This is a genomic window from Phycicoccus sp. DTK01 (genome assembly GCF_017312765.1).
Lineage (GTDB): Bacteria > Actinomycetota > Actinomycetes > Actinomycetales > Dermatophilaceae > Phycicoccus > Phycicoccus jejuensis.
On record NZ_BOPU01000001.1, the window covers coordinates 154,509 to 179,389 of the forward strand.

Here is a 24,881-nt window from a genome sequence, read left to right on the forward strand (position 1 = left end):
CCCGCCCGGCCGGCGGCCTCAGTCCTTGGCCTCCGACCAGCGCCGCACCACGGAGGTGTCGGCGACGAAGCGCACCGGCGCCCCGCCCGACCACCGGCGCGCGGCGTCGGTGAGTGCGTCGTCGACCCGACGGGAGGCCTCCCCGGCCACCGCCTCGGGCACGTGGAGCAGCAGCTCGTCGTGGAGGCACAGGACCACGCTCGCCCCGAGGTCGCGCACGGAGGCGCGGACCGTGGCCGCCCACGCCTTGAAGAGCTCGGCGGCCGAGCCCTGGATGACGGCGTTGCGCGCGAAGCGACCCCGCGCCGCGTCGACCTGCGGGTCCGCGCCCGGCGGCCGGCCGGCCACGAACCGTGCCGTCGGCACCAGCCGCCCGCCGTACGTGCGCAGCGGGGCGGCCCGGCGCCCGGCGTCGTAGGCGCGGTCGAGCATCCCCATCGCCACCGGGTAGGCGGCCTCGAGGCCCTTGAGCGCCTCGCCGGCCGCGCCGCTGCGCTGCCCGTACATCGCCGCGAGCACCGCGATCTTCGCGACGGCCCGCTCGGAACCCAGCCGCTGGGCGACCGGGGCGTAGAGGTCGTCCGCCCGGGTGGCCGCCGCGAACGCGGTGTCGCCGCTGACGACCGCGAGCACCCGGGGCTCGACCTGCCCGAGGTCGGCGCGGACGAGGACGTGGCCCGGGTGGGCGGCGACCCCCGGGCGCAGCGCGGCCGGGAGGTTGTGCAGGCCGTTCTCGGCCGTCATCCGGCCGGCCGCGCCGTCGCAGGCGGTCCACCGGCCGCGCAGCCGGTCGTCGGGCCCGACGTGCGTGTCGAGCCAGCGGTAGCCGTACGTGGTGGCGATGCGCTCGTCCCGCCGCCACGCGAGCAGCGCCTCGACGACCGGATGGACCTCGCGGTAGGCCTCGAGGACCCACTTGCGGGTGCTCGGCACGTCGACGCCGACGCCCGCGAGCATCTCCTTGACGGCCACCGGGTTGCGCAGGTCGGTGCCCTCGCGGCCCGGCACGTGGCGCAGGACGGTGGCATCGCGGGCGCGGCGCGCGGCGACGCCGTCCGCGTCGCCGACGGTGCGCGGCCCGGCCGCGCCGGCGACGAGGCCCTCCGTCGTCGCGCGGTCGAGCGGGAGGCCGTCGCGCTCGAGCTCGAGGCAGAGCAGGGCCGCGGCGGACTCGGAGGCCGTCGTCGCGGCCAGCCGGGCCGCGACCGAGACCATCTGGTCCAGCTGGAGGCGTGCCGTGTCGAGCGCGGCGTGCGCCCACGCGGCGAGGTGGCCGGGCTCCTCGAGCCAGCGCTCGTGGTCGGCGCGCAGGTAACCGGCGGCGTCGACGAGCACGTCGTCCGCCGGGAGGTCGGCGGCGCCGACGAGGTCGAACAGGTCGCCCCCGGGCGGCGCGGGGACGGAGGCGGCGGACAGCCCGTGGGCGGCGGCCCAGACGAGCGCGGGGGAGGCGTCCCACCCGCCGTGGAGGAGCCGGTGGGCCTCGGCGAGGTCCCAGGCGCGGGCCAGGTGCACGCGGGCCGCGACGACGCCGGTCGCGGCCTCCCGGGCCGACCACCACACCCACCGGGGGTGGTGCTCCGCCTCGAGCCGGCCGACGACCTCGGGGGCCTGCGCGGCCGGGACCGTGACGACGCGGTCGCGATGGAGCACGGCGACCGCGCGACCGCCCGTGCCCGCCACGAGCACCGCCACCTCGCCCGTCAGCATGGCGCCGAGCGTACGGCCCGACACCGTCACCGATGACGGGGACCGGGACCCCGCTGGTCAGCGGCCTGCGTGGCAGGATGACGACAGCCGGACACGCGCGGACCCGACGGTCCGCCCCGGGGCACCAGGAGGACCACGCGTGGGACTGCTCGACCGAGGCCGCACCACCAAGGACGCCGTGAGCGACACCCGCTCCGCGCTCGAGCGCGCCAACGACCCGAAGGCCGACGACGGTGTCGTCGGGCGCCAGGCGGTCCGCGTCGTCGACCAGATTCTCGACGTCGGCATCGACGGCCGCGGCCCCTTCGACTCCGCGGCGAAGACCGCCGACGCCGCGCTGCGCTCGGCCGGCGGCGACGTCGAGAAGGCGGTCGACGGCATCGTCCGGTCGCACCTGAGGCTGGCCGGCGCCGAGGGCTTCGTCACCGGCCTCGGTGGCTTCGTCACGCTGCCGATCGCCCTGCCCGCCAACGTCGTCGCGTACTACGCCCTCGCCACGCGGATGACCGCGGCCATCGCCCGCGTGCGCGGCCACGACATCGCGCAGCCGCAGGTGCGGGCCGCGGTGCTGCTGACCCTCGCGGGCGCCGACGCCGACGACCTCCTCGCCAAGGCCGGGGTCGCCGCCCCCGTCGGCGGCTTCGCCAACCTCGCCGCCCAGCGCCTGCCCGGCCCGGCCGCGATGGTCGTCAAGAAGGGCGTGTTCTTCAAGCTCGTCGCGAGCTCGGGCAAGGGCGTGCTCTCGCGCTTCGGCCGTGGCGTCCCCGTGGTCGGCGGCGTCGTCGGCGCGGGGGTCGACGTCGTCCTGCTCCGCCGCCTCGCCAGCGACGCCAAGCGCGAGTTCCCGGCGGTCGCCGGGCGCATCGGCCCGGCCTGACCCCGCGACCCCAGCGACCCCAGGAGGAACCCATGGCCAAGGCCCGCACCCTCGCCTACGTCGGCGCCCTCGGGCGCGCCATCCGCCTCGCGACGAAGGACGGCGGCCCCTCGCTCGGGGAGCGTGCCTCCGCCGTCCCGCGGATGGTGACCGCGATCCGCTCCGGCGAGTACACCGGCACCTCGATGGGCAAGCTCGGCCTCGTCGCGGCCGGCGCCGCGTACGTCGTCTCGCCCGTCGACCTGCTGCCCGAGGCGGTCCTCGGCGTGCTCGGCCTCGCCGACGACGCGATGGTGCTCGGCTGGGTCGCGACGACGCTCGTCGAGGAGACCGAGAAGTTCCTCGAGTGGGAGCGCGAGACCGGTCGCGGCCCGCAGACGGTGCCGGGGGACGTCGTCCGCTGACGCGGTGACCGGCACGGTCCCCTGAGCGGCACGGGGCCGGCCGTCCACAGGCGGGGCCGTGGAGGTCCGTCGTCCACAGATCGCCGGCGGCCCCTGTCGCACCGGCCTCCCGCGGCGGCAGCGTGGTCGCATGAGCGACACCACGACCGTCCACGGGCCCGACGAGCTGCTCGCCGTCCTGCCCTACCAGCTCGGCTACCACCCGACGCGCAGCGTCGTGGCGGTCGCCCTCGACCACCGGCGCCGGGTCCACTTCGTCGCCCGGGTCGACCTCCCACCCGAGGACCACGTCGAGGACACGGTCGAGGCCGTCCTCGGGCCGTTGCGGCGGGAGCTCGCGGGGCCGGTCCTCCTCGTCGGCTACGAGGACGAGGAGCGCGCCTGCGACCCCCTGCTGCTCGCGCTCCTCGAGGCCCTCGAGTCGCGTGGCGCCGAGGTGGCCGACGTCGCGGTCGTGCGCGGGGGACGGCGGTACTCGCCGGTCTGCGAGCGGGCCTGCTGCCCGCGCGAGGGCGTGGTGCTGCCGGCCCCGCACGCGGTGCCGGCGGTGGCCGAGCTGGTCGCCCGCGGCCTCGCGCCCCTGCCCGACCGCGCCGCGGTCGACGGCCTCGTCGCCCCCGACGCGGAGCGCGCGTCGGCGGTCGGGGCCTGGCTCCCGCTCCCGGCGCTCGACCGCCGGTCCCGCCGGGGCAGCGCCCGCGTGCGGCGCGAGGCGGTGCGGGCCTGGGCGCTCGTGCTCGCCCGGCCGGACGCGGTCGGCCGTCCCCGCCTCGAGCCCCCGCCGGAGGTCCTGGCGCGGGCGGTCGAGGGACTGCGCGACATCGGCCTGCGCGACGCGCTGATCGCCTGGGTCGCACCGGGGGTGGTGCCCCGTGGCCTGCTCGACGCGGTGGTGGTCGCCCTGCTCGAGCGGCACCTGCCGCGCTGGGCGGGGATGGGGTCGTGGGTCCACGTCCCGCGGGGGACCGAGGGCCGCCACGAGCTGCTCGAACGCCTGCTGGCGCTCGCCCGTGCGGTCCCCGACGACCGGCCGGACGACGCGGCGGCGGTGTGCACGACGGCGGCGCAGCTCGCCTGGCAGCTCGGCGACGGCGCCGTGGCGCGCGCCGCCCTCGAGCGGGCCCTGCGGGTGGAGCCGGGCTACCGCCTCGCGCAGCTCCTCTCCGGGGTCGTCGAGCACGGGCTGCGCCCCGAGACCCTGACGCGGGCCGGTGGGGACGCGACGGTCGCCGGACGGCTCGGGCGGGCCGGGTGAACGCGCACCGGGCCGGTGGAGGAGCGGTGTTCGTCTGTCGGACGAACACCGGTACCCGTCGGCGCCTCCCGGTACCATCGGGGCAGGTCATGAGTCCCAGTGCCAAACCCCGGTTTGCTGGGCGGCAACCCTCCTCGCGGTGGGGTGCCCCGGGTGATGACCCGGCCGCGGCACAGCCCCCGCGGCAAGCGCGAGTGCCGAGGAGTCCCATCGATGACTGCCACCCCGACCCGGTCGACGGGCGCCGTCTGGCGTCCCGGCGACCCCGTCGGCGACCGTCGCTTCGCGGCGGTCGGCGACCTGCCGCTCGAGCGAGGGGGCGTCCTGCCCGGGGTGACCCTCGCCTACGAGACGTGGGGGACCCTGTCGCCGGAGGGTGACAACGCCGTCCTCGTCGAGCACGCGCTGACGGGCGACAGCCACGTCGTCGGTCCGTCCGGGCCGGGGCACCCCACCGAGGGCTGGTGGCCGGGGCTCGTCGGTCCCGGGGCGCCGCTCGACACCGACCGCTGGTTCGTCGTGGCGGCCAACGTCGTCGGCGGCTGCCAGGGGAGCACCGGCCCCTCCTCGACGGCACCGGACGGGCGAGCGTGGGGCGGCCGCTTCCCGTTCCTCACGATCCGTGACCAGGTCGCGGCGGAGGCGGCCCTGGCCGACCACCTCGGCATCGACGCCTGGGCCCTCGTGCTCGGCGGCTCGATGGGCGGGATGCGGGCCCTGGAGTGGGCGACCTCGTTCCCCGCCCGGGTACGGCGTGCCCTGGTCCTCGCCTCGACCGCCGCGGCCACCGCCGACCAGGTGGCGTGGTGCCAGCCGCAGCTGCTCGCCATCCGCCACGACCCGGACTACCAGGACGGCGACTACTACGACACCGGACGCGCGCCGGTCACCGGGCTCGGTATCGCCCGGCGCATCGCGCACACGACCTACCGGCACGAGAGCGAGCTCGACGCGCGGTTCGGCCGTCGGCCGCGGGCCGGGGAGGACCCGCTGGGCGGCGGCGGGCGCTACGACGTCGAGAGCTACCTCGACCACCACGCGACCAAGCTGGCGCGCCGGTTCGACGCCAACAGCTACCTCGTGCTGTCGGAGGCGATGAACAGCCACGACGTCGGTCGCGGGCGCGGTGGCGTCGCGGCCGCCCTGCGCGCGTTCCCGGGCCTGCTCCACGTCGCCGGCGTCAGCACCGACCGCCTCTACCCGGTGCGCCTGTCGGAGGACATCGTGCGGGCCCGGCCGGGCACCCGGTCGAGCACGATCGAGTCCGACCAGGGTCACGACGGCTTCCTCACGGAGGTCGCGCAGGTCGGGGCGCTCATCCGCGCCGTGCTTGCGGCTGAACCCGACGCGCCCTGCGGTACGGTCGACTGACTGACCGCAGCAGCGCCGAGGAGGACATCGTGACGATCGTCGTTGGCTTCGTCCCGACGAAGGAGGGGCGGGCCGCTCTGGCTCGCGCGGTCGAGGAGGCGAAGGGGCGGGGGAGCCGACTCGTCGTCATCAACTCCCACCGGGGAGGCCTCGACGACGAGACCGCGCGCTCCGCCGAGGAGGAGCTGCGCCGGGCCACCGACGAGATCAAGGCCGCCGGCGCCGAGATGGAGGTGCGTCAGCTCGTGCGGGGCAACGAGCCCGCCGAGGACCTCATCGCGGTCGCGAACGAGACCGGCGCCGACCTCATCGTCATCGGCCTGCGGCGCCGCACGCCCGTCGGCAAGCTGATCCTCGGCTCCAACGCGCAGCGCATCCTGCTCGACGCGCCGTGCGCGGTGCTCGCCGTCAAGGGCTGATCCGGCCCGGTTCCGCTGTGCCGCAGCGCCCCGACGGGCGCTGTGGCAGTGCGTCGTGCCGGCGTCCGACCGGGTGGATGTGGGCGAAGCGGTCGAGCAAAGTTATAATGGTAGAGCGCACCGGGCCGGATGGGGTCGAACCGATCAGCCGGAGCGCCACTCCCCGGACCCTCACCACCGCAGCACCGGCTCCTTCGTGTCCCGGTCCAGCGGTTACCCGCGACGAAAGGTAGTCGGTGTCGCCTGTGTCCTCGAAGCCCTCCGAACCGAGCACCCTCCCCCCCGAGTTCGCCCACGAGGCGCTCCAGAACCTCGTGCGTGCGGGGCGGACCAACGGGTCGGTGAGCGGGACGCAGGTCGCCGAGGCGATGCGCGCCGCCGACGTCACGCCGGCTCGTGGCCGCGTCGTCCTGCGCGCCCTCGGTGACCAGGGCATCGAGGTCCGCCACGACGACACCGCCGGTGTCGCCGCGGCCGCGACCCGCACCGCGAAGAAGACCTCGACGGCGACGACGAAGAAGGCCGCCGCGAAGCCGGCCGCCAAGAAGGCCGCCGCCACCGACGGCGCGGCCAAGAAGACCGCGGCCGCGTCGACGACGAAGAAGGCCGCCTCGGCCGCCGCGTCGCCCGCGAAGAAGGCCGCCCCGGCGAAGAAGACGACGGCCAAGAAGGCCGCCGCCACCGAGGCCCCCGCGCAGGACGCGCCCGTCGACCTCGAGGACGAGCTGGCCACCGAGGACGAGGCCGCCGACGAGACCGGCGAGGCCACGGCCGCCAAGCCCGAGGGCGAGACCGAGGACGCCGGCTTCGTCATGACCAACGACGACGACGACGCCCCGGCGCAGCAGGTCGTCACCGCCGGCGCGACCGCCGACCCGGTCAAGGACTACCTCAAGCAGATCGGCAAGGTCGCCCTCCTCAACGCCGAGCAGGAGGTCGAGCTCGCCAAGCGCATCGAGGCCGGCCTGTTCGCCGAGGAGCAGCTGAACTCCGGCGCCAAGATCGACATGAAGCTCAAGCGCGAGCTGTGGTGGATCGCCCAGGACGGCAAGAAGGCCAAGAACCACCTCCTCGAGGCCAACCTCCGCCTCGTCGTCAGCCTGGCCAAGCGCTACACCGGCCGCGGCATGCTCTTCCTCGACCTCATCCAGGAGGGCAACCTCGGCCTCATCCGGGCGGTCGAGAAGTTCGACTACACCAAGGGCTACAAGTTCTCGACCTACGCGACGTGGTGGATCCGCCAGGCGATCACCCGCGCGATGGCCGACCAGGCGCGCACCATCCGCATCCCGGTGCACATGGTCGAGGTCATCAACAAGCTCGCCCGCGTGCAGCGCCAGATGCTCCAGGACCTCGGGCGCGAGCCCACCCCGGAGGAGCTGGCCAAGGAGCTCGACATGACGCCCGAGAAGGTCGTCGAGGTCCAGAAGTACGGCCGCGAGCCGATCTCGCTGCACACCCCGCTCGGCGAGGACGGCGACAGCGAGTTCGGTGACCTCATCGAGGACTCCGAGGCGGTCGTCCCGGCCGACGCCGTGAGCTTCACGCTCCTCCAGGAGCAGCTGCACAGCGTCCTCGACACCCTCTCGGAGCGCGAGGCCGGTGTCGTCTCGATGCGCTTCGGCCTGACCGACGGCCAGCCGAAGACCCTCGACGAGATCGGCAAGGTCTACGGCGTGACGCGCGAGCGGATCCGCCAGATCGAGTCCAAGACGATGAGCAAGCTGCGCCACCCGAGCCGCAGCCAGGCGCTGCGCGACTACCTCGACTGAGGTCCGCCGCACCACGACGACGGGGCCGCCTCCCACCCGGGAGGCGGGCTCGCGGTCGGGCGTGACGGCGTCGTCGTCGCGACGGCGCCCCGGCAGGCGCAGGGCGTTCGCCCACTGGCGGCGCCCCTCGGCCGGGAGCAGCAGCGCCCGCAGCCGGTCACCGCGCCGGCGGCGGCCGAGGGCCGCGCGCCACACCGTGCGCGCGTCCTCGGTGACGTCGGGCAGGGGAGCGCCGGGCCGTGCGTAACGGGCCCGCTCGAGCGCGTCGACGACCCGGTCGAGGGCGGCGTCCTCCTCCGGGGTGAGGTAGGCGGCGCGCCCCAGCTGCTGCGAGGCCTGGCGCGGGGTCGCGCCGTCGGTCGGCACGAGGCCCACGTCACCGAGCCGCAGGAGCAGCGACTGCCACTCGGCCTCGACCCGCTCGGCGTCGTCGCGGGCCCGGGCGCGGGCCCGACGGCGCGCCCACCACGCGCCGGCCGGCAGCAGCGCCGCGGCCAGGAGCACCCCGAGGACGACGAGCAGGCTCGTCAGGTGGCGGCTCACGAGGTCGAGCGGCCCGGTGGCGGAGGTCGTCGAGCCCGTGTCCTGCGGGTCCTCGGCCGTGACGTCGCGCGAGGGGCCCGCCGAGGCGGACGGCGTGGAGGACGCGCCGGCCGAGGCCGACGGGGCGGCCGTGCTCGTCGCGTCGGTCCGGTCGCGGGTCCACGTCGGGGGCAGGCCGCTGCGCACACCGGGCGTCGGCTCGAAGCGCACCCACCCGAGCTCGGGGAACCACAGCTCGGGCCACGCGTGCGCGTCGTTGACGCGCACGACCCGCTCGCTGCCGTCGGGTGTGCCGGGGAGGAAGCCGACGGCCATCCGCGCCGGGATGCCGCTCTCGCGCGCCATCATGATCATTGCGCTGGAGAACTGCACGCAGTAGCCGCGCTTGGTCTGCAGGAAGCGCACGAGCGGCTCCTCGGCCGCGGCCCCCTGGGCGGTGTCCTCGACGAGGTCCTCGGAGTAGGTGAAGTCCGGGCCGCGCAGGTAGTCCTGGATGCTCGTCGCGACCTCGAGCGGGGTGTCGCCGTCGCCGGTCACGCGGTCGAGCACCTCGCGCACGGCGGACTGCGCCCGCTGGTCGACGACGAGGTCCTCGGGGTTCGGGGCGGCCCCCTCGACCGTCGTGCCGAACTGCTCCGGCTCGGGCGCCAGCTTCGTGTACTCGACGGTGTACTCGCCGACCGGCTGGGTCAGCTCCACGACGCCGCCCGAGGTGACCTGCCACGTCCCGGGGGCGAACGGGGCCCCGACCGGGTTGGCCGGCAGGGCGACCTGCGGCGGCGCGACCGACGAGGAGAGCACCTCGATGCGCTCGGTCGTCCGCTTGACGTCCGGAGCGGCCCCCGCCCCCGGCAGCTGGCCGTCCGGCGGGACGTAGGCCGGGTCGTCGGTGTCGACCCAGCGTCCCCGACGGTAGGTGTCGAGCAGGCCGACGCGCAGCGGCTCCGGCTCGTCGGCCGAGGTCCGGTAGGTGATGACGGGGTCGGTGGAGCGGTCGGCGAGGTCGCGGGCGATGTCGATGCTCGTCGAGAGCCGGACGGCGCCGCCGTTGCCACCCCCGTCCCCGCGGGCCAGGCCGTCCGCGATGAACGTCGTCGGCAGGTGCGGGACGAGGGCCGGCACGACGACGGCGGCGGCGAGGGCCAGCGCCCCGACGACGCGTCCGGTCGTGGCGAAGGAGGTCCCCGGGTCGGCGTCGCGGTGGCCCTCGGCCGCCAGCCCGCCCCACGCCCGCAGCGTCCGCACGCCCTGCCGCCCGACGAGGGCCAGCCAGAGGACGGCCGGGGGCAGCAGGTACCAGGCGGCGAGACCGGCATAGGTGTTCGTCGCGGCCGCGAGGAAGGCGGCGAGCAGCGGGATGCCGGCGAGCGCCGGGTTGCGGTACGTGACCGCGATCGCGTCGGTGACGAGCGCGGCGAGGCCGACGAGCAGGCTCACCGCGAGCACGACGCCGCGGTCTGACGGCGCCGGGGCGGAGTAGGCGGTGACCGTGCCGTACGCCTGGTCGAGGAGGACCCCGAGGGCCCGGCCGGTCTCGGGGGTGGGGACGAGCCCTCCCCACAGGTGCCCCTGGCCGTGCAGGAGCGCGACGGCCTCGGTGAGCACGAGGACCTGCCCGGCGACGACGAGCGGCCGGGCGACGGTGAGGGCGCGCAGGGCCGCGCCGGTCAGCGCGACGAGGAGCACGAGCACGAGGCTGGGCCGCAACCAGTCGCCGGTGGGCGCGAAGAGGTCGGTGAGCGGGAGGGTGACCGCGAGCGCGGTGAGGGCGACGAGGAGGGTCTCGAGCGGCTTGGCGCGGGTCATCGGGCCCCCGCCAGGGTGGTGGAGACGGCCCCGGACCACGCCTCGGCCGGCCCGGTGCCGGCGTCGGCGGCGGACGCGAGCCAGCCGGAGCCCTGGAGCGTGGCGACCGTCGCCGCCGCGCCGCCCTCGGTGGGCCGTTCCCCGCCGGCGGTGCGGCCGAAGCGGGTCGGGTCGACGACGAGGGCCACGCCGGTGGACCCGGGCTGGCGCAGCGCGGCGAGGGTGTGCGCGTCGTCGTCGGAGAGGGGTCCTCCGACGTAGACGACGAGCCCGCCCTGGCCGGTCAGGCCGCTCGCCGCGTGCAGCACCGCGCGGGTGCCGTCGTCGGTGCCCAGGCCCACCCGGGCGAGGGCGTCGAGCCCGCCGTCGACCGTGTCGTCGTGGCGCACCCCGGTGTCGTCGCCCGGGTCGGCGGTCAGGAGGTGGACGGCGTGGGCGCCGTCGACGAGGTGGACGAGGACGGACGCCGCGAGCGTCACCGCCCACTCGAGCGACCCCGAACGGCCCGAGCCGCCGTGCCCCGCCGTGCGCGAGTCGACGAGGACGACCGCGCGCCGCTTGGCCGGGCGGTCCTCCTGGCGGACCATGAGCTCGCCCGTGCGCGCCGTGGCCGGCCAGTGGATGCGCCGCAGGTCGTCGCCGTCGCGGTACTCGCGGATGGTCTGGTCGTCCTCGCCGTGCAGCGCGACCATGTGGGGGATCGAGCCCTCGCTGCCGATGCCGCGGCCGAGCGAGCGCCCGGCCGTCAACGGCAGCACGCGGGGGAGGACGACGACCTCGGCGTGCCCGCTGACGGCGGCGGTGCGCAGCGTGAGGCCGAAGGGGTCGCGGACGCGGACACGCAGCGGACCGAGGTGGTGGACCCCGCGGGTGTGCGAGCGGACGCTGTACTGCACCTCCTGCGTCGTGCCACCGCGCATCGACGCGATGACGAAGCGGGGCCGGTCGCCGAGCGCGTAGTCGATGCCCTCCTCCGCCATGAGCACCGGCGTCGGCGAGGGCTCGAGGTTGCGGACCCGCAGCGTGACGACCGAGCGCTGGTCGATGGCGACGCGGCCCGGCTCGACCGACCGGGTGACCTCCAGGCGCAGGCCGTGCCGGCGCACGAGCACGAGCGAGCCGGCCGTCAGCGCGAGGAGCAGGACGCCGATGCGGGTGACGTCGTGCTGGCCGAGGAGCACGCCCGCCGCGACGAGCACGGTCCCGCACCCGAGGAAGGAGGCTCCTCGGGTGGTCAGGGTGCGGCGCAGGAGGTCCACGGGTCAGCGGGTGGGGGCCGGGACGCGCACCCGCTGGAGCAGGTCCGTCAGGACGTCGGCCGTGGTGCGGCGCGCCATCTGCGTCTCGCCGGTGGGGATGAGCCGGTGCGCCAGGACCGGCACGGTGACCTGCTGGACGTCGTCGGGCAGGACGTGGTCGCGCCCGGCGAGGGCGGCGTGGGCGCGCGAGGCGCGCAGCAGGTGCAGCGTGGCCCGCGGGGAGGCGCCGAGGCGCAGCGCCGACGAGGAGCGCGTGGCGCCGACGAGGTCGACGATGTACTGCTTGACGGCGGGGGAGGCGTGCACCCGCCGCACCGCCTCGACCATCTGCTGCACGGTCGCGGCGTCGGTGACCGGCCGCAGCGCGTCCAGAGGGGAGCCGGCGCCGTGCAGGTCCAGCATCTCCAGCTCCGAGCGGGGTGACGGGTAGCCCATCGAGATGCGCGCCATGAACCGGTCGCGCTGCGCCTCGGGCAGGGGGTAGGTGCCCTCCATCTCGATGGGGTTCTGGGTCGCCATGACGATGAAGGGCCGCGGCAGCGTGTAGGTCGTGCCGTCGACGGTGACCTGGCCCTCCTCCATCGACTCCAGGAGCGCCGACTGGGTCTTCGGGGAGGCGCGGTTGATCTCGTCGCCGACGACGACGTTGGCGAAGATGGCGCCGGGGCGGAACTCGAAGTCGCGCACGTCCTGGTTGTAGACCGAGACGCCGGTGATGTCGCTCGGCAGCAGGTCCGGGGTGAACTGCACCCGGCGCACGGGGGCGTCGATGCACCGGGCGAGGGTCTTGGCCAGCAGGGTCTTGCCGACCCCGGGGACGTCCTCGACGAGGAGGTGCCCCTCGGCGAGCAGCACCGTGACCGCGGTGCGCACGACGGCCTGCTTGCCCTCGATGACCGAGCTCATCGCGGTGGCCAGGCGGCTGGACACCTGGAGCACCTGGTCGAGGGAGGCGCCGCGCGCGCTCGCGTCCGGGCTCGGCTGGGGGTCGTGCTCGACGTCGCTCACGCCGGTGGTCCTCTCGTCGGCTCCTGCTGAGTGCGTCCAACGACCGAGGGCCGCCGGTGGTGCCCTCATCGTGCAACAGGCCGCGGTCGGGGGCCATGGGTTCGCGCACGCGGGATGCCCCGCCGTCACGGCCTCCACCACCCTCCACCCGGTTCCCCACCACGCCCCACCCCCGGCCCCACCACGCCCCACCGCGGGGATCCCGCGCGTCGCCGGAGCGGCCCGGGCCCCGCGGCGCGGCGGTCGGGCACCGCGGCGTGGGGCATGCACGATAAAGTTCCCCACTTCGCTCCACCGGTGCTGACCTGCGAGTTCCTGGGATTGAGCCGTTCGGACGGCCCGAAAAGCCCCTCAGAGGGGCAACTTGTGGAGTAAAGTGGAGGAACACGGAGGTAGAGGGAGCCGCCGTCGGGTCGAGGAGGTGCGGGACGTGGACGAGTTCCTCGGCACGCACACGCCCAAGCTCGACGAGAAGGGCCGGCTCTTCCTCCCGGCCCGCTTCCGTGGCGCCCTCGCCGACGGCCTCGTCGTGACCCGTGGCCAGGAGGGCTGCCTCTACGTCTTCCCGACGAGCGAGTTCCACCGCATCTCGCAGGAGATGCAGTCGGTCTCCGGCTCGGCCAAGGGCGTGCGCGACTTCATCCGCGTCTTCCGCGCCAGCGCCCACCCGGACACCCCGGACAAGCAGGGGCGCGTCACCGTCCCGGCCGCCCTGCGCACCTACGCCGGGCTCGACAAGGACTGCACCGTCATCGGGAACGGCTCCCGCCTCGAGGTCTGGGACACCGGCCGCTGGGAGGCCTACCTCGAGGCCGTCATGCCGGCCTACTCCGACTACTCCGCCGGCACCGAGGAGGTCGTCCCGGGCCTGTAGAGACCACGACCCCCGACCGACCCCGACCGCAGCACCCGCCCGCACCACGACCCGACCGCCGGCCTCCAGCCGACCCGACACCCGACGCGTCTTCCCCCGCGCCGGGCGCGGATCGGATGGGGACCAGCCGCCGGGTCGCCCCGCACCACGACCCGCCACGACACCCGCGAAGGAGTGAGATGACCAGCAGCCGAGGCGACGCCGGCGCCCGCCACGTCCCCGTGCTCCTCGAGCGCTGCGTCGACCTCCTCGAGCCCGCGCTGCGGCACCCCGGTGCGGTCTGCGTCGACGCGACGCTCGGGATGGGCGGGCACACCGAGGCGATCCTCACCCGCTGCCCGCAGGCGCGCGTCGTCGGTCTCGACCGCGACCCCGAGGCCATCGCCCTCGCCACCGAGCGGCTCGCGCCGTTCGGGGAGCGCTTCGTCGCGGTGCACGCGGTCTACGACGAGCTCGCCGACGTCCTCGCCGAGCACGCCGACGGCCGCGCCGACGGGATCCTCTTCGACCTCGGGGTGTCCTCGTTCCAGCTCGACGAGGCCGACCGCGGCTTCGCCTACCGGCACGACGCCCCGCTCGACATGCGGATGGACCAGACGCGGGGGATGACCGCCGCCGACGTCCTCAACACCTACGCGCACGGCGACCTCGCGCGCATCCTCAAGACCTACGGCGAGGAGCGCTTCGCCGGCCGCATCGCCTCCGCGATCCTCCGGGAGCGCGAGAAGGAGCCGTTCACCACCTCCGCCCGCCTCGTCGAGGTCCTGCGGACGGCGGTGCCGGCGGCGTCGCAGCGCACCGGCGGCCACCCGGCCAAGCGCACCTTCCAGGCGCTGCGCATCGAGGTCAACGCCGAGCTCGAGGTCTGGGAGCGGGCGGTCCGCGCCGGCATCGACGCCCTGGCACCCGGTGGCCGGATCGTCGTCGAGTCCTACCACTCCCTCGAGGACCGCATCACGAAGCAGGCCTTCGCCGAGGGCGCTCGCAGCCGCACCCCCGCCGGGATGCCCGTCGAGCTGCCCGAGCACGCCGCCTACCTCCGCCTGCTGACGCGCGGTGCCGAGACCCCCTCGGACGCCGAGCTGCAGTCCAACCCCCGATCCGCCTCGGTCCGCCTCCGGGCCGCAGAACGTCTCTCCCCGAACGGAGCCCCCGCATGAGCCAGCTCGCCACGGCCCGCACCCAGGTCCGCCCGGCACCCCGCCGGGCGACCGCTCCGGCCCCGCGGCGGCTGCGCGTCGTCGCCCCGCCGGTCAGCGCGGGCAGCGGCGCCTTCCTCGCCCTGTGCATCGGGCTTGTCGTGGCGGGGTTCGTCGGCGTGCTCCTGCTCAACACGGCGATGGCCAAGGGCTCGTTCACCATGCGCGACCTGCAGCACCGCTCCGACGCGCTCGCCGACACCCAGGACGACCTGCGCCACGCGCTGGACGCGGTGTCGGGCCCCGGCCCCCTCGCCCGCGAGGCGCGCTCGCTCGGGATGGTCCCCGCCGAGACGCCGGCCTTCCTGCGCCTGAGCGACGGCAAGGTCGTCGGCGTGGCGAAGAAGGCGAGCAAGGACGAGACGTTTAGCGTGGTCACCGAGTCGTCCTCGGGCGCCCGCCCGACGGCCTCCTCCACGCCCACCAGCCGCTGACGACCGCGAGGACCCGCCGCCCGTGACCCCGCCCACGACGCCGCCGCCCGGCCCCCGGACCCGTCGCGCCCCCGCCCGCCCGGCCGCCCGGCAGGGCTCGCGCCCGGCGCCGCGCCAGGGCGCGCGACCCGCTGCGCGCCAGGGCGCGCGGCCCGCTCCGCGCCAGGCGTCGCGTCCGCGCCCCCGCCCGTCGGGCGTCGGCGGCGGGGGAGGGGGCCGTCCGCCGGCCCGCCAGCGCCGCGAGGACCCGGGGCCCAGCACCCGCCGCCGGATGCGCGCCCTCACCGTCGCGACGATCTTCGTCCTGTCGGTGTTCGGCGCCCAGCTCGTGCGCATCCAGGGCCTCGACGCCAGCGCGGTCGCCGCGGAGGCCGAGAGCAAGCGCGTGACGGCCCAGATCATCCCCGCGATGCGCGGGCAGATCCTCGCCGCCGACGGCACCGTCCTCGCCTCGAGCGTCGTCCGCGAGGTCGTCACCGTCGACCAGACCGTCGTCTGCACCTACGGCACGAAGAAGAACACCTGCGACCCGGCGACCTCCGCGGACGCGGTGCAGCGCGCGGCCGAGCAGCTGGCGCCGCTCCTCGGCACCCCGGTCAGCGAGCTCGTGACCCAGCTGACCGGCACGAGCCGCTACCGCGTCCTCAGCCGCGACGTCACCCCGCTGACGTGGAACAAGATCGCCAAGCTGGGCATCCCGGGCGTCCTGCGCGACCGCCGCGAGACCCGCTCCGAGCGCACCTACCCGCAGGGCACGACGACCGCCGCGCTCGTCGGCTACGTCACCGACGACGGCACCCCCGGCGGCGGGGTCGAGCTCATGGTCGACAAGGACCTCGAGGGCACCCCCGGCAAGACGACCTACGAGCAGGGGCGCGACGGCACCGCCATCCCGGCCGCGGCGTCGAGCACGACCCCCGCCGTCGACGGCCGCGACGTGACCCTGACGGTCAACTCCTCGCTCCAGTGGTACGCGCAGAACGCGCTCGCCCAGCGGATCAAGGAGACCAAGGCCAAGGCCGGCACCGTCGTCATCATGGACGCGCGCAGCGGCGACCTCCTGAGCGTGGCCTCCTACCCGACCTTCGACCCCGACACCGACGTGGGCAAGAAGGGTGCTCAGCTCGACAACAAGGCGTTCTCGGACGTCTTCGAGCCCGGCTCGACCGCCAAGATCATGACGATGGCCGCGGCCCTCGAGGAGAAGACGGTCACGCCGTCGACCCCGGTCGTCATCCCCAACCGGCTGCCGCGCTACGACCGGTCCTTCAAGGACTCGCACGAGCACCCGACGCAGTACCGGACGGTCGCCGGCACCCTCGCGGAGTCGAGCAACATCGGCACGATCCTCGTCTCCGAGACCCTCAAGTCCTCGACGCTCGAGCGCTACTTCCACAAGTTCGGCCTCGGCTCCCGCTCCGGCGTCGGGTACCCCGGCGAGTCGGCCGGCCTGCTGCCGAAGTCCTCGACGTGGAGCGGCTCCCAGCGGGCCACGGTCGCGTTCGGCCAGGGCATCTCGGTCACGGCCATCCAGGCGGCCTCGGTGTTCCAGACGATCGCCAACGGCGGCGTGCGCGTCGCGCCGCGCCTCGTCGACAGCGTCCGCGAGGCCGACGGCACCGTGACGGAGATGCCGAAGTCCGCGAGCAGCCGGGTGGTCTCGGAGCAGACGGCGGGCGACGTCAGCAAGATGCTCGAGGGCGTCGTCAGCCCCGACGGCACCGCCGAGGAGGCGACGATCCCCGGCTACCGCATCGCGGGCAAGACCGGCACCGCCGAGTTCTACGACGACAAGGTGGGCAAGTACAGCGGCAAGACCGCGAGCTTCATCGGCTACGCCCCGGCCGACGACCCCCAGGTCGTCGTCGCCGTCATCGTCCAGAAGCCGACCTACCCCTTCTTCGGCGGCTACGTCGCGGGGCCGGTCTTCAAGGACGTGATGACCTACGCCCTCCAGGAGCTGAAGATCCCGCCGACGGGGAAGAAGGCGCAGCACCTGACCCTCGAGGTGGACCCCAAGGAGGCGCTCGCGGACCCCGACGTGCTGCGTGACGGCACGAAGCAGCCGAGGCGGTAAGGTCGTCCGGATGCTCTCCCCCCGGCCGTCCTCGCCGCGCCGTACCCCGCTCCACGAGCTCGCGACCCTCGTCGGTGCGCCGGCGCCCGCCTCCGACCCCGCCGTCACGGGGGTCACCCTCGACTCGCGCGCGGTGCGCCCGGGGGACCTGTACGCCGCCCTGCCGGGCGCCCGCGCCCACGGCGCCGACTTCGGTGCCGAGGTCGCCGCGGCCGGGGCGGTCGCGGTGCTCACCGACGCCGCCGGCCGCGACCGGCTCGCCGCCGCGGGCGTCGACCTGCCGGCCGTCGTCGTCGAGGAGCCGCGCGCCGTCCTCGGCGCCGTCGCCGCGCGCGTCCACGGCACCGAGGAGCTGCCGGTCCGGATGATCGGCATCACCGGCACCAACGGCAAGACGACGACCGCCTACCTTCTGCACTCGGCGCTGACCGCCCTCGGCCACGAGGTCGGGCTCATCGGCACGGTCGAGACCCGCATCGGCGACGAGCGCGTCGGCAGCGTCCGCACCACCCCCGAGGCCCCCGACCTGCACGCCCTCCTCGCGGTGATGGCCGAGCGCGGCCTCGACACCTGCGTCATGGAGGTGAGCAGCCACGCCCTCGCCCTCCACCGGGTCGACGGGGTCGTCTACGACGTCGCGCTCTTCACCAACCTCAGCCAGGACCACCTCGACTTCCACCACGACATGGACGACTACTTCGCGGCCAAGGCCTCGCTCTTCACCCCCGAGCGCGCCCGCCGCGGGCTGGTCTGCGTCGACGACGCCTGGGGCGCACGGCTGCTCGAGGAGGCGTCGGTGCCCGTCGCGTCCCTCGCCGGTGGGGCCGGAGCCGACTGGAGCGTGCACCCCGACCCCACCGACCCGGCCGCGTTCCGGCTCACCGGTCCGGACGGCGTCGACCTGGCCCTGCGCTCGGCGCTGCCGGGCGACTTCAACGTGACGAACACGGCGATGGCCGCGGCGGCGCTCGTCCTCGCCGGCGAGGCCCCCGAGCGCGTCGCCGAGGCCGTCCTCACCGACCCGCACGTGCCGGGCCGGATGGAGCGGGTCGCCCTCGACGGCGCCGTCGACCTGCCGCGCGCCGTCGTCGACTACGCGCACACCCCCGACGCGATCACCGCCGCCCTGCGCGCGCTGCGGCCGACGACCCCCGGCACGCTCGTGTGCGTCACCGGCGCCGGCGGCGACCGCGACCGCGACAAGCGCCACGCGATGGGCGCCGCCGCCGCGCAGGCCGCCGACCTCGTCGTCGTCACCGACGACAACCCGCGCTCCGAGGACCCTGCCGTCATCCGCGCGGCCGTGCTCGAGGGCGTCGAGTCGGTGCGGGCGCAGGGCCGCGAGGTGCGGGTCGTCGAGGTGGGCGACCGCCGTCGCGCGGTCCGCGAGGCCGTGGCCGCGGTCGCCGCCGAGGGCTCGGCCGCGACGGTGGCCGTCGTCGGGAAGGGCCACGAGACCGGTCAGGACGTCGGGGGAGTGGTCCACCCCTTCGACGACCGGGACGAGCTGCGCGAGGCGCTGCGCCTGGCCGCCGCGGTGGTGGCGCCGTGATCCCGATCCCCCTCGCCGAGGTCGTCGCGCTGACCTCCGGCCGGCTCGCCGGTGTCACGGAGGCCGACGCGGTCCCGCTGCTCGTCGACGGCCCGGTCGTCACCGACTCGCGCGAGGCCGCCCCCGGCGGCCTCTACGTCGCCCGCGTCGGCGAGCACGCCGACGGCCACGACTTCGCCGCCGCCGCCATCGCGGCCGGCTGCGTCGCCGCGCTGACCACGCGCCCGCTCGAGGACCTGCCGTGCGTCGTCGTCGACGACACCCAGGAGGCGTTCGCCGCCCTCGCCCGGGCGGTCGTCGAGCGCTCGCCGCACCTCGCCGTCGTCGGCATCACCGGCAGCTCCGGCAAGACGAGCACCAAGGACCTGCTCGGCACCGTCCTCGCGACCGCCGGGCCGACCGTCGCGCCCGTCGGCTCGTACAACTCCGAGGTCGGCGTGCCGCTGACCGTCTGCCGTGTCGCCCCCGACACCCGGTTCCTCGTCGTCGAGATGGGTGCGCGCGGCGTCGGCCACATCGCCTACCTCGCCCGGATGGCCCCGCCGCGCATCGGCGTCGTCCTCAACGTCGGCACCGCGCACGTCGGCGAGTTCGGCTCCCGCGAGGCCATCGCCCGGGCCAAGTCCGAGCTGCCCGCGGCCGTGCCGGCCGACGGCGTCGCCGTCCTCAACGCCGACGACCCAGCTGTCCGCGCGATGGCGTCGGTCACCGACGCCCGCGTCGTCCTCGTCGGCGAGGCCGACGACGCCGACGTCCGGGCCACCGACGTCGTCCTCGACGCCGGGGGCCGCGCGTCCTTCACCGTGCACACGCCCGCAGGCGCGGCCGACGTGACGCTCGGCCTCGTCGGGCGCCACCACGTCGGCAACGCCCTGTCGGTCCTCGCCGTCGCGCTCGAGCTCGGCCTCGCCCTGCCCGACGTCGTCGCCGCCCTCGGCGCGGCCACGCCGGTCAGCCGGTGGCGGATGGAGGTCACCGAGCGGGCGGACGGCGTGACCCTCGTCAACGACGCGTACAACGCCAACCCGGACTCGATGCACGCCGCCCTCGAGGCGCTGCGCCGGATGGGGGAGGGCCGGCGCACCTGGGCCGTGCTCGGCACGATGCTCGAGCTCGGCCCCGAGTCCGACGCCCTCCACGCGGAGGTCGGCGCCGACGCCGTCGCGCACGACGTGGACGAGCTGCTCGTCGTCGGGGAGGCCGCGGCGCCGCTCGCCGAGGGCGCTTCCGCGGCCGGCGGGCGCACCCGCGTCCGGACCGTCGCCGACGCCGCCGAGGCCGAGTCGCTGCTGCGCGCGGAGCTGCGCGCGGGCGACGTGGCCCTGTTCAAGTCGAGCCGCGACGCCGGGCTACGGTTGCTCGGAGACTCGCTCGCGACCCCCCAGGAGCAGCACCCGTGAAGGCCGTCCTCATCGCCGCCGTGGTCTCCCTCGTGCTGGCCCTGTTCGGGACCCCCACCTTCATCCGCTACCTCGTGAAGAAGGGGTACGGCCAGTTCATCCGTGACGACGGGCCCACCTCGCACCACACCAAGCGCGGCACGCCGACGATGGGCGGCGCCGTCATCGTTCTGTCCTCGCTCGCCGCGTACGCCGTCGCGCACCTCGTGACCGGCCAGGTGCCCTCGGTCAGCGGCCTGCTCGTGCTCTTCCTCATGGCCGGGATGGGCCTGGTCGGGTTCCTCGACGACTACATCAAGATCAGCAAGCAGCGCAGCCTCGGCCTGCGCTCCGGGCAGAAGCTCGCCGGGCAGACGCTCGTCGCCGTCGTCTTCGCCGTGCTCGCGCTGCAGTTCCCCAACAGCTCCTTCCGCACGCCCGCGTCGACGGCGATCTCGTTCGTCCGCGACACCCCGGTCAACCTCGCCTTCGCGGGGACGGTCGTCGGCGTCATCCTCTTCGTCATCTGGGCCAACGTCATCGTCGCGGGGACGTCCAACGGCGTGAACCTCACCGACGGGCTCGACGGCCTCGCGACGGGGGCGTCGGTCATGGTCTTCGCCTCGTACGTGCTCATCGGCATCTGGCAGTTCAACCAGAACTGCCAGTGGAACCCCGGCACCAAGTGCTACGAGGTCCGCGACCCGCACGACCTCGCGATCGTCGCCGCGTGCGGCATGGGCGCCTGCTTCGGCTTCCTCTGGTGGAACGCCTCGCCGGCCAAGATCTTCATGGGCGACACCGGCTCGCTCGCGCTGGGCGGCGGGCTCGCCGGCCTGGCCATCCTCACCCGCACCGAGCTGCTCGTCGTCGTCCTCGGCGGCCTCTTCGTCACGATCACCCTCTCGGTCATCATCCAGGTCGCCTCGTTCAAGACGACGGGGAAGCGGGTGTTCAAGATGGCACCGCTGCAGCACCACTTCGAGCTGCTCGGGTGGCAGGAGGTCACCATCGTCATCCGGTTCTGGATCGTGGCGGGCCTCTTCGTCGCGCTCGGCCTCGGGCTGTTCTACGCCGAGTGGGTCGTGGGGGCCGGATGAGCACCGGGTCCGCCCGCACCGACGCGCTGACCCACCGCGAGGCCGACTGGGCCGGGCTGCGCGTGCTCGTCGCCGGTCTCGGGGTGTCCGGGTTCGCCGCCGCCGACGCGCTCCTCGAGCGCGGCGCGCAGGTCCTCGTCGTCGACGGCCAGGAGCCCGCCGACGGCTCGGCGATGTCGGAGCGCGCGCGCATCCTCGACATCCTCGGCGCCCGGCTGCGCTGGGGGAGCGAGACCGTGTCGGCGCTGCCCGAGGAGCCCCTCGACCTCGTCGTCACCTCCCCGGGCTGGCGCCCCGACCAGCCGCTGCTCGCCGCCGCGGCCGCGGCCGGAGTCCCGGTCTGGGGCGAGGTCGAGCTCGCCTGGCGGATGCGGCCGCGCGAGGGCGCGGCGCCGTGGCTCACCGTCACCGGCACCAACGGCAAGACGACGACGGTGCAGATGCTCACCGCGATGCTGCGCGCCGCCGGGCTGCGGGCGTGCAGCGCGGGCAACGTCGGCACGCCCATCCTCGAGGCCGTCATGGACCCGCAGCCCTACGACGCCATCGCCGTCGAGCTCTCGAGCTTCCAGCTGCACTGGTCGCACTCCCTCGCGCCCGAGGCGTCGGTCTGCCTCAACATCGCGCCCGACCACGTCGACTGGCACGGCTCGCTCGAGGAGTACGCCGCCGCCAAGGGCAAGGTCTACGCCAACACCGAGGTCGCGTGCGTCTACAACGTCGACGACGAGGCCACGCGGCGCCTCGTCGAGGACGCCGACGTCCAGGAGGGCTGCCGGGCCGTCGGCTTCCGGCTCGGGACGCCGGGCCTGTCCGAGCTGGGGCTCGTCGAGGACGTGCTCGCCGACCGTGCCTTCGTCGCCGAGCGCCGCACCTCGGCCGCCGAGCTCGGGACGCTCGAGGACCTGCGCGGCGGTCCCGACGCGCCGATGCCGGCGCCGCACCTCGTGGCCAACGCCCTCGCCGCCGCGGCGCTGGCCCGCGCCCACGGCGTGCCGCCGTCGGCCGTGCGCCAGGGGATGCGCGACTTCGTGCCCGAGCCGCACCGCATCGCCGACCTCGGGGTCGTGCGCGGCGTGCGCTGGGTCGACGACTCCAAGGCCACGAACCCCCATGCGGCGCAGGCCAGCCTGGCCGCGTTCGAGCACGTCGTCTGGGTCGCGGGCGGGCTGCTCAAGGGCGCCGACGTCGACGGCCTCGTCGCCGCGGTCGCCGACCGGCTGCGTGGCGTCGTCCTCCTCGGGCGTGACCGTTCGGCCATTTCCGAGGCGCTCGCCCGACACGCCCCGGATGTCCCCGTCGTCGACGTGGCGCAAACGGACACTGGGGCCATGGACACCGTGGTGGAGCACGCCCTCGACCTCGCCCGCCCGGGCGACGTCGTCCTGCTCGCACCGGCCGCGGCGTCGATGGACATGTTCGCGAACTACGGTGCGCGCGGCGACGCCTTCACTGCGGCGGTGCGGCGGCTCACCGGCGAGGGGTAGCCCGTGTCGTCCGCCACCGCACCGGCCCGGCAGACCGCGCGCGGCACCTCGCGCGTGCAGGCGTGGGTCGACCGCTTCGACTCGCCCGTCACGACGTACTACGTGCTGCTCTTCCTCACCGGGGCCCTCGTCGTCTTCGGGCTCATCATGGTCCTGTCGGCGAGCGCCATCACCGCGCTCGACACCGACGGCTCGGCCTACGCGATCTTCGCGACCCAGGCGGTCTACGCGACGATCGGCGTGGTCGCCCTCGCGGTCGCGTCACGCGTGTCCACGCGGACCTGGCGCCGCCTGGCCGTCCCCGCACTGCTCGCCGCCGTCGCCCTCCAGCTGCTCGTCTTCACGCCGCTCGGCCGCGGCGGCTTCCAGGGCAACCGCAACTGGGTGTTCATCGGGCCGATCAGCATCCAGCCCTCCGAGGCCATCAAGGTCGGGCTCGCCCTGGCGGGGGGTGCCGTCCTCGCGAAGAAGCGCCGTCACCTGCGCGACCTCGGTCATGTCCTCGTCCCGTACCTCGTCCCGCTCGCCGCGCTCGGGGTCGGCACGGTCGCGCTCGGCCACGACCTCGGCACCGTCCTCATCCTCGGGGCTGTCGTCGCCGGTGTGCTCTTCGCCGCCGGGATCCCGGTGCGCTGGTTCGTCATCGCGGGCATCCCGTTCCTCGGGGCCGTCGTCGCGTTCGTCCTCACGAGCCCCAACCGCCTCGGTCGCTTCGACGTGTGGCTCGGCCGCGACACCGACGAGTGGGGCGTCGCGCGGCAGTCCATCCACGGGCGCTACGCCCTCGCCGACGGCGGCTGGCTGGGCCTCGGCCTCGGCCAGAGCCGCGAGAAGTGGGGCCTGCTGTCGGAGGCCCACAACGACTTCATCTTCGCGATCATCGGCGAGGAGCTCGGGCTGCCGGGCACCCTCGCGGTCCTGCTCCTGTTCGCCGGCTTCGCCTTCGCGTGCTACCGCCTCGTCAGCCGCTCCGAGGACTTCTTCGTCCGCGTCGTCACGGCCGGGATCATGACGTGGATCATCGTCCAGGCCATGGTCAACATCGGAGCGGTCATCGGCCTGCTGCCGGTCATCGGCGTGCCGCTGCCGCTGGTCTCCTCCGGTGGCTCCTCGCTCATCACGACGATGGGTGCTCTCGGCATCCTCCTGTCCTTCGCCCGCCACGAGCCGGGGTGCCGCGAGGCGCTCTCGGCCCGCCCGTCGTCGGTGCGCCGCTCGCTCGCGGTCGTCTCCGGCGCGGTCCGCGGGCGACGGGGCCGATCGTGAGCGGCGTCCCGGGCTCGGTCCTCCTCGCGGGCGGGGGCACGGCCGGGCACGTCTCGCCGCTGCTCGCCCTCGCCGACTGCCTGCGCCGACGCGACCCCGACGTCCGGGTCACCGCGCTCGGCACCGCCCAGGGGCTCGAGGCCCGGCTCGTGCCCGAGCGCGGGTACCCGATGCTTGAGGTGCCGCGGGTCCCGTTCCCCCGCAGGCCGGGTGCCGCCCTGCTGCGGCTGCCGGGCAACCTGCGCCGGGCCGTGGCGGCGGCCGAGGAGGCCATCGAGTCGACCGGCGCCGAGGTGGTCGTCGGCTTCGGCGGGTTCGTCGCGTCGCCGGCCTACCTCGCCGCGCGCCGCCGCAAGGTGCCCGTCGTCGTCCACGAGCAGAACGCCCGCCCGGGGCTGGCCAACCGGCTCGGCGCGCGCGTCGCCGCCGAGGTCGGCGTCACCTTCCCCGGCACGTCGCTGCCCGGTGCGACCGTCACCGGGATGCCGCTCCGCCACGAGATCGCGACCCTCGACCGCGCCGCGCACCGGGCGGAGGCGCGAGAACGCTTCGGGCTCACCGACGCCCCCACGCTGCTCGTCACCGGCGGCTCCCTCGGGGCCGCTCGCCTCAACGCCGCTTTCGCGGGCGCGGTGCACGAGCTCTCGGCCGCCGGGGTGCAGGTGCTGCACGTCACCGGCGCCGGCAAGGAGTTCGACCCCGGGCCGGTTCCCGGCGCCCCCTACGTCGTCCTGCCCTACTGCGACCGGATGGACCTCGCCTACGCCGCGGCCGACCTCGTCGTCGCCCGCGCCGGCGCCAACACGGTCTGCGAGCTGACCGCGGTCGGCCTGCCCGCCGTCTACGTCCCGCTGCCGGTCGGCAACGGCGAGCAAAGGCTCAACGCCGCGCACGTCGTCGAGGCCGGCGGCGGCCTGCTCGTCGACGACGCCGCGGTCGACCCGGCGTGGGTCGGCTCGACCGTCGTCCCGCTCGTCACCGACACCGGGCGGGTGGCCGCGATGGCCACGGCCGCCGCGTCGGTGGGGGAGCGCGGCGGCGACGAGCTGCTCGCCGACCTCGTCGTCCGCGCCGCCGGGAGGCGCTGAG

19 protein-coding genes, 1 pseudogene and 1 riboswitch are annotated in these 24,881 nt (G+C 75.3%); of the genes and pseudogenes, 16 read left to right on the top strand and 4 right to left on the bottom strand.

Going from position 1 to position 24,881, the window contains the following annotated elements:
• Nucleotides 1–18: 18 nt before the first annotated feature.
• The gene (locus tag J3473_RS00655) at nt 19–1,710 is read right to left on the bottom strand and encodes a DNA polymerase (RefSeq protein WP_207021498.1); all 1,692 of its coding nucleotides are present in this window, start codon (nt 1,708–1,710) and stop codon (nt 19–21) included.
• A 139-nt stretch (nt 1,711–1,849) separates the two neighbouring features.
• Between J3473_RS00655 and J3473_RS00660 the strand changes: the two genes are divergently transcribed.
• From J3473_RS00660 to J3473_RS00685, 6 genes are all read left to right on the top strand, one after another.
• On the top strand, nt 1,850–2,587 hold the full coding sequence (locus J3473_RS00660; RefSeq protein WP_242525598.1) for an EcsC family protein: 738 nt from the start codon (nt 1,850–1,852) through the stop codon (nt 2,585–2,587).
• 32 nt (nt 2,588–2,619) lie between these two features.
• Nucleotides 2,620–2,991 carry a YkvA family protein gene (locus tag J3473_RS00665; RefSeq protein ID WP_030528140.1) on the top strand — a complete coding sequence of 124 codons (372 nt, stop codon included), beginning with the start codon at nt 2,620–2,622 and terminating at the stop codon, nt 2,989–2,991.
• A gap of 130 nt (nt 2,992–3,121) precedes the next feature.
• Nucleotides 3,122–4,246, top strand: coding sequence for a DUF4192 domain-containing protein (locus J3473_RS00670; protein ID WP_207021500.1), 1,125 nt, complete (start codon nt 3,122–3,124; stop codon nt 4,244–4,246).
• A gap of 85 nt (nt 4,247–4,331) precedes the next feature.
• Nucleotides 4,332–4,443, top strand: a riboswitch (SAM riboswitch).
• A gap of 16 nt (nt 4,444–4,459) precedes the next feature.
• A complete protein-coding gene (locus tag J3473_RS00675) occupies nt 4,460–5,617 on the top strand; it encodes a homoserine O-acetyltransferase (protein WP_207021501.1) in 1,158 nt (385 codons plus the stop codon).
• A gap of 29 nt (nt 5,618–5,646) precedes the next feature.
• Nucleotides 5,647–6,036, top strand: coding sequence for a universal stress protein (locus tag J3473_RS00680; RefSeq protein ID WP_030528143.1), 390 nt, complete (start codon nt 5,647–5,649; stop codon nt 6,034–6,036).
• A 245-nt stretch (nt 6,037–6,281) separates the two neighbouring features.
• Nucleotides 6,282–7,808 (top strand): RNA polymerase sigma factor, encoded by a 1,527-nt coding sequence (locus J3473_RS00685; RefSeq protein ID WP_242525599.1) that lies wholly within the window; start codon nt 6,282–6,284, stop codon nt 7,806–7,808.
• A gap of 798 nt (nt 7,809–8,606) precedes the next feature.
• Here J3473_RS00685 and J3473_RS19790 read toward each other — a convergent pair.
• From J3473_RS19790 to J3473_RS00700, 3 genes and pseudogenes are all read right to left on the bottom strand, one after another.
• Nucleotides 8,607–10,157, bottom strand: a pseudogene (locus J3473_RS19790) (transglutaminaseTgpA domain-containing protein); the annotation flags it as partial.
• Entirely contained in the window at nt 10,154–11,416 is a 1,263-nt protein-coding gene (locus tag J3473_RS00695; protein ID WP_207021502.1) for a DUF58 domain-containing protein, read from the bottom strand. The pseudogene J3473_RS19790 and the gene J3473_RS00695, both read right to left, overlap by 4 nt.
• Before the next feature lie 3 nt (nt 11,417–11,419).
• Nucleotides 11,420–12,424, bottom strand: a complete 1,005-nt coding sequence (locus J3473_RS00700; RefSeq protein ID WP_242525603.1) for a MoxR family ATPase — start codon at nt 12,422–12,424, stop codon at nt 11,420–11,422.
• Between the two features lie 430 nt (nt 12,425–12,854).
• Between J3473_RS00700 and mraZ the strand changes: the two genes are divergently transcribed.
• The 10 genes from mraZ to murG all read left to right on the top strand — a co-directional run bounded on the left by mraZ (nt 12,855) and on the right by murG (nt 24,880).
• Nucleotides 12,855–13,298, top strand: a complete 444-nt coding sequence (mraZ, locus tag J3473_RS00705) for a division/cell wall cluster transcriptional repressor MraZ (RefSeq protein ID WP_030528148.1) — start codon at nt 12,855–12,857, stop codon at nt 13,296–13,298.
• A 179-nt stretch (nt 13,299–13,477) separates the two neighbouring features.
• The gene (gene rsmH / locus J3473_RS00710; protein WP_207021504.1) at nt 13,478–14,458 is read left to right on the top strand and encodes a 16S rRNA (cytosine(1402)-N(4))-methyltransferase RsmH; all 981 of its coding nucleotides are present in this window, start codon (nt 13,478–13,480) and stop codon (nt 14,456–14,458) included.
• Entirely contained in the window at nt 14,455–14,931 is a 477-nt protein-coding gene (locus J3473_RS00715; RefSeq protein WP_207021505.1) for a hypothetical protein, read from the top strand. Before rsmH ends, J3473_RS00715 begins: the two co-directional genes overlap by 4 nt.
• 271 nt (nt 14,932–15,202) lie before the next feature.
• Nucleotides 15,203–17,008 carry a penicillin-binding protein 2 gene (locus J3473_RS00720; protein ID WP_207021506.1) on the top strand — a complete coding sequence of 602 codons (1,806 nt, stop codon included), beginning with the start codon at nt 15,203–15,205 and terminating at the stop codon, nt 17,006–17,008.
• 10 nt (nt 17,009–17,018) lie between these two features.
• Nucleotides 17,019–18,560 (top strand): UDP-N-acetylmuramoyl-L-alanyl-D-glutamate--2,6-diaminopimelate ligase, encoded by a 1,542-nt coding sequence (locus J3473_RS00725; protein WP_207021507.1) that lies wholly within the window; start codon nt 17,019–17,021, stop codon nt 18,558–18,560.
• Nucleotides 18,557–19,960 carry a UDP-N-acetylmuramoyl-tripeptide--D-alanyl-D-alanine ligase gene (gene murF / locus J3473_RS00730; RefSeq protein ID WP_207021508.1) on the top strand — a complete coding sequence of 468 codons (1,404 nt, stop codon included), beginning with the start codon at nt 18,557–18,559 and terminating at the stop codon, nt 19,958–19,960. The genes J3473_RS00725 and murF overlap by 4 nt, the downstream gene beginning before the upstream one ends.
• Nucleotides 19,957–21,039, top strand: coding sequence for a phospho-N-acetylmuramoyl-pentapeptide-transferase (gene mraY / locus J3473_RS00735; protein WP_030528154.1), 1,083 nt, complete (start codon nt 19,957–19,959; stop codon nt 21,037–21,039). Before murF ends, mraY begins: the two co-directional genes overlap by 4 nt.
• Nucleotides 21,036–22,526 carry a UDP-N-acetylmuramoyl-L-alanine--D-glutamate ligase gene (murD, locus tag J3473_RS00740; RefSeq protein ID WP_207021509.1) on the top strand — a complete coding sequence of 497 codons (1,491 nt, stop codon included), beginning with the start codon at nt 21,036–21,038 and terminating at the stop codon, nt 22,524–22,526. The genes mraY and murD overlap by 4 nt, the downstream gene beginning before the upstream one ends.
• A 3-nt stretch (nt 22,527–22,529) precedes the next feature.
• Complete coding sequence (ftsW, locus tag J3473_RS00745; RefSeq protein ID WP_207021510.1) at nt 22,530–23,792, top strand: putative lipid II flippase FtsW; 1,263 nt, start codon at nt 22,530–22,532, stop codon at nt 23,790–23,792.
• A complete protein-coding gene (gene murG, locus J3473_RS00750) occupies nt 23,789–24,880 on the top strand; it encodes an undecaprenyldiphospho-muramoylpentapeptide beta-N-acetylglucosaminyltransferase (protein ID WP_030528157.1) in 1,092 nt (363 codons plus the stop codon). The genes ftsW and murG overlap by 4 nt, the downstream gene beginning before the upstream one ends.
• Nucleotide 24,881 lies beyond the last annotated feature (1 nt).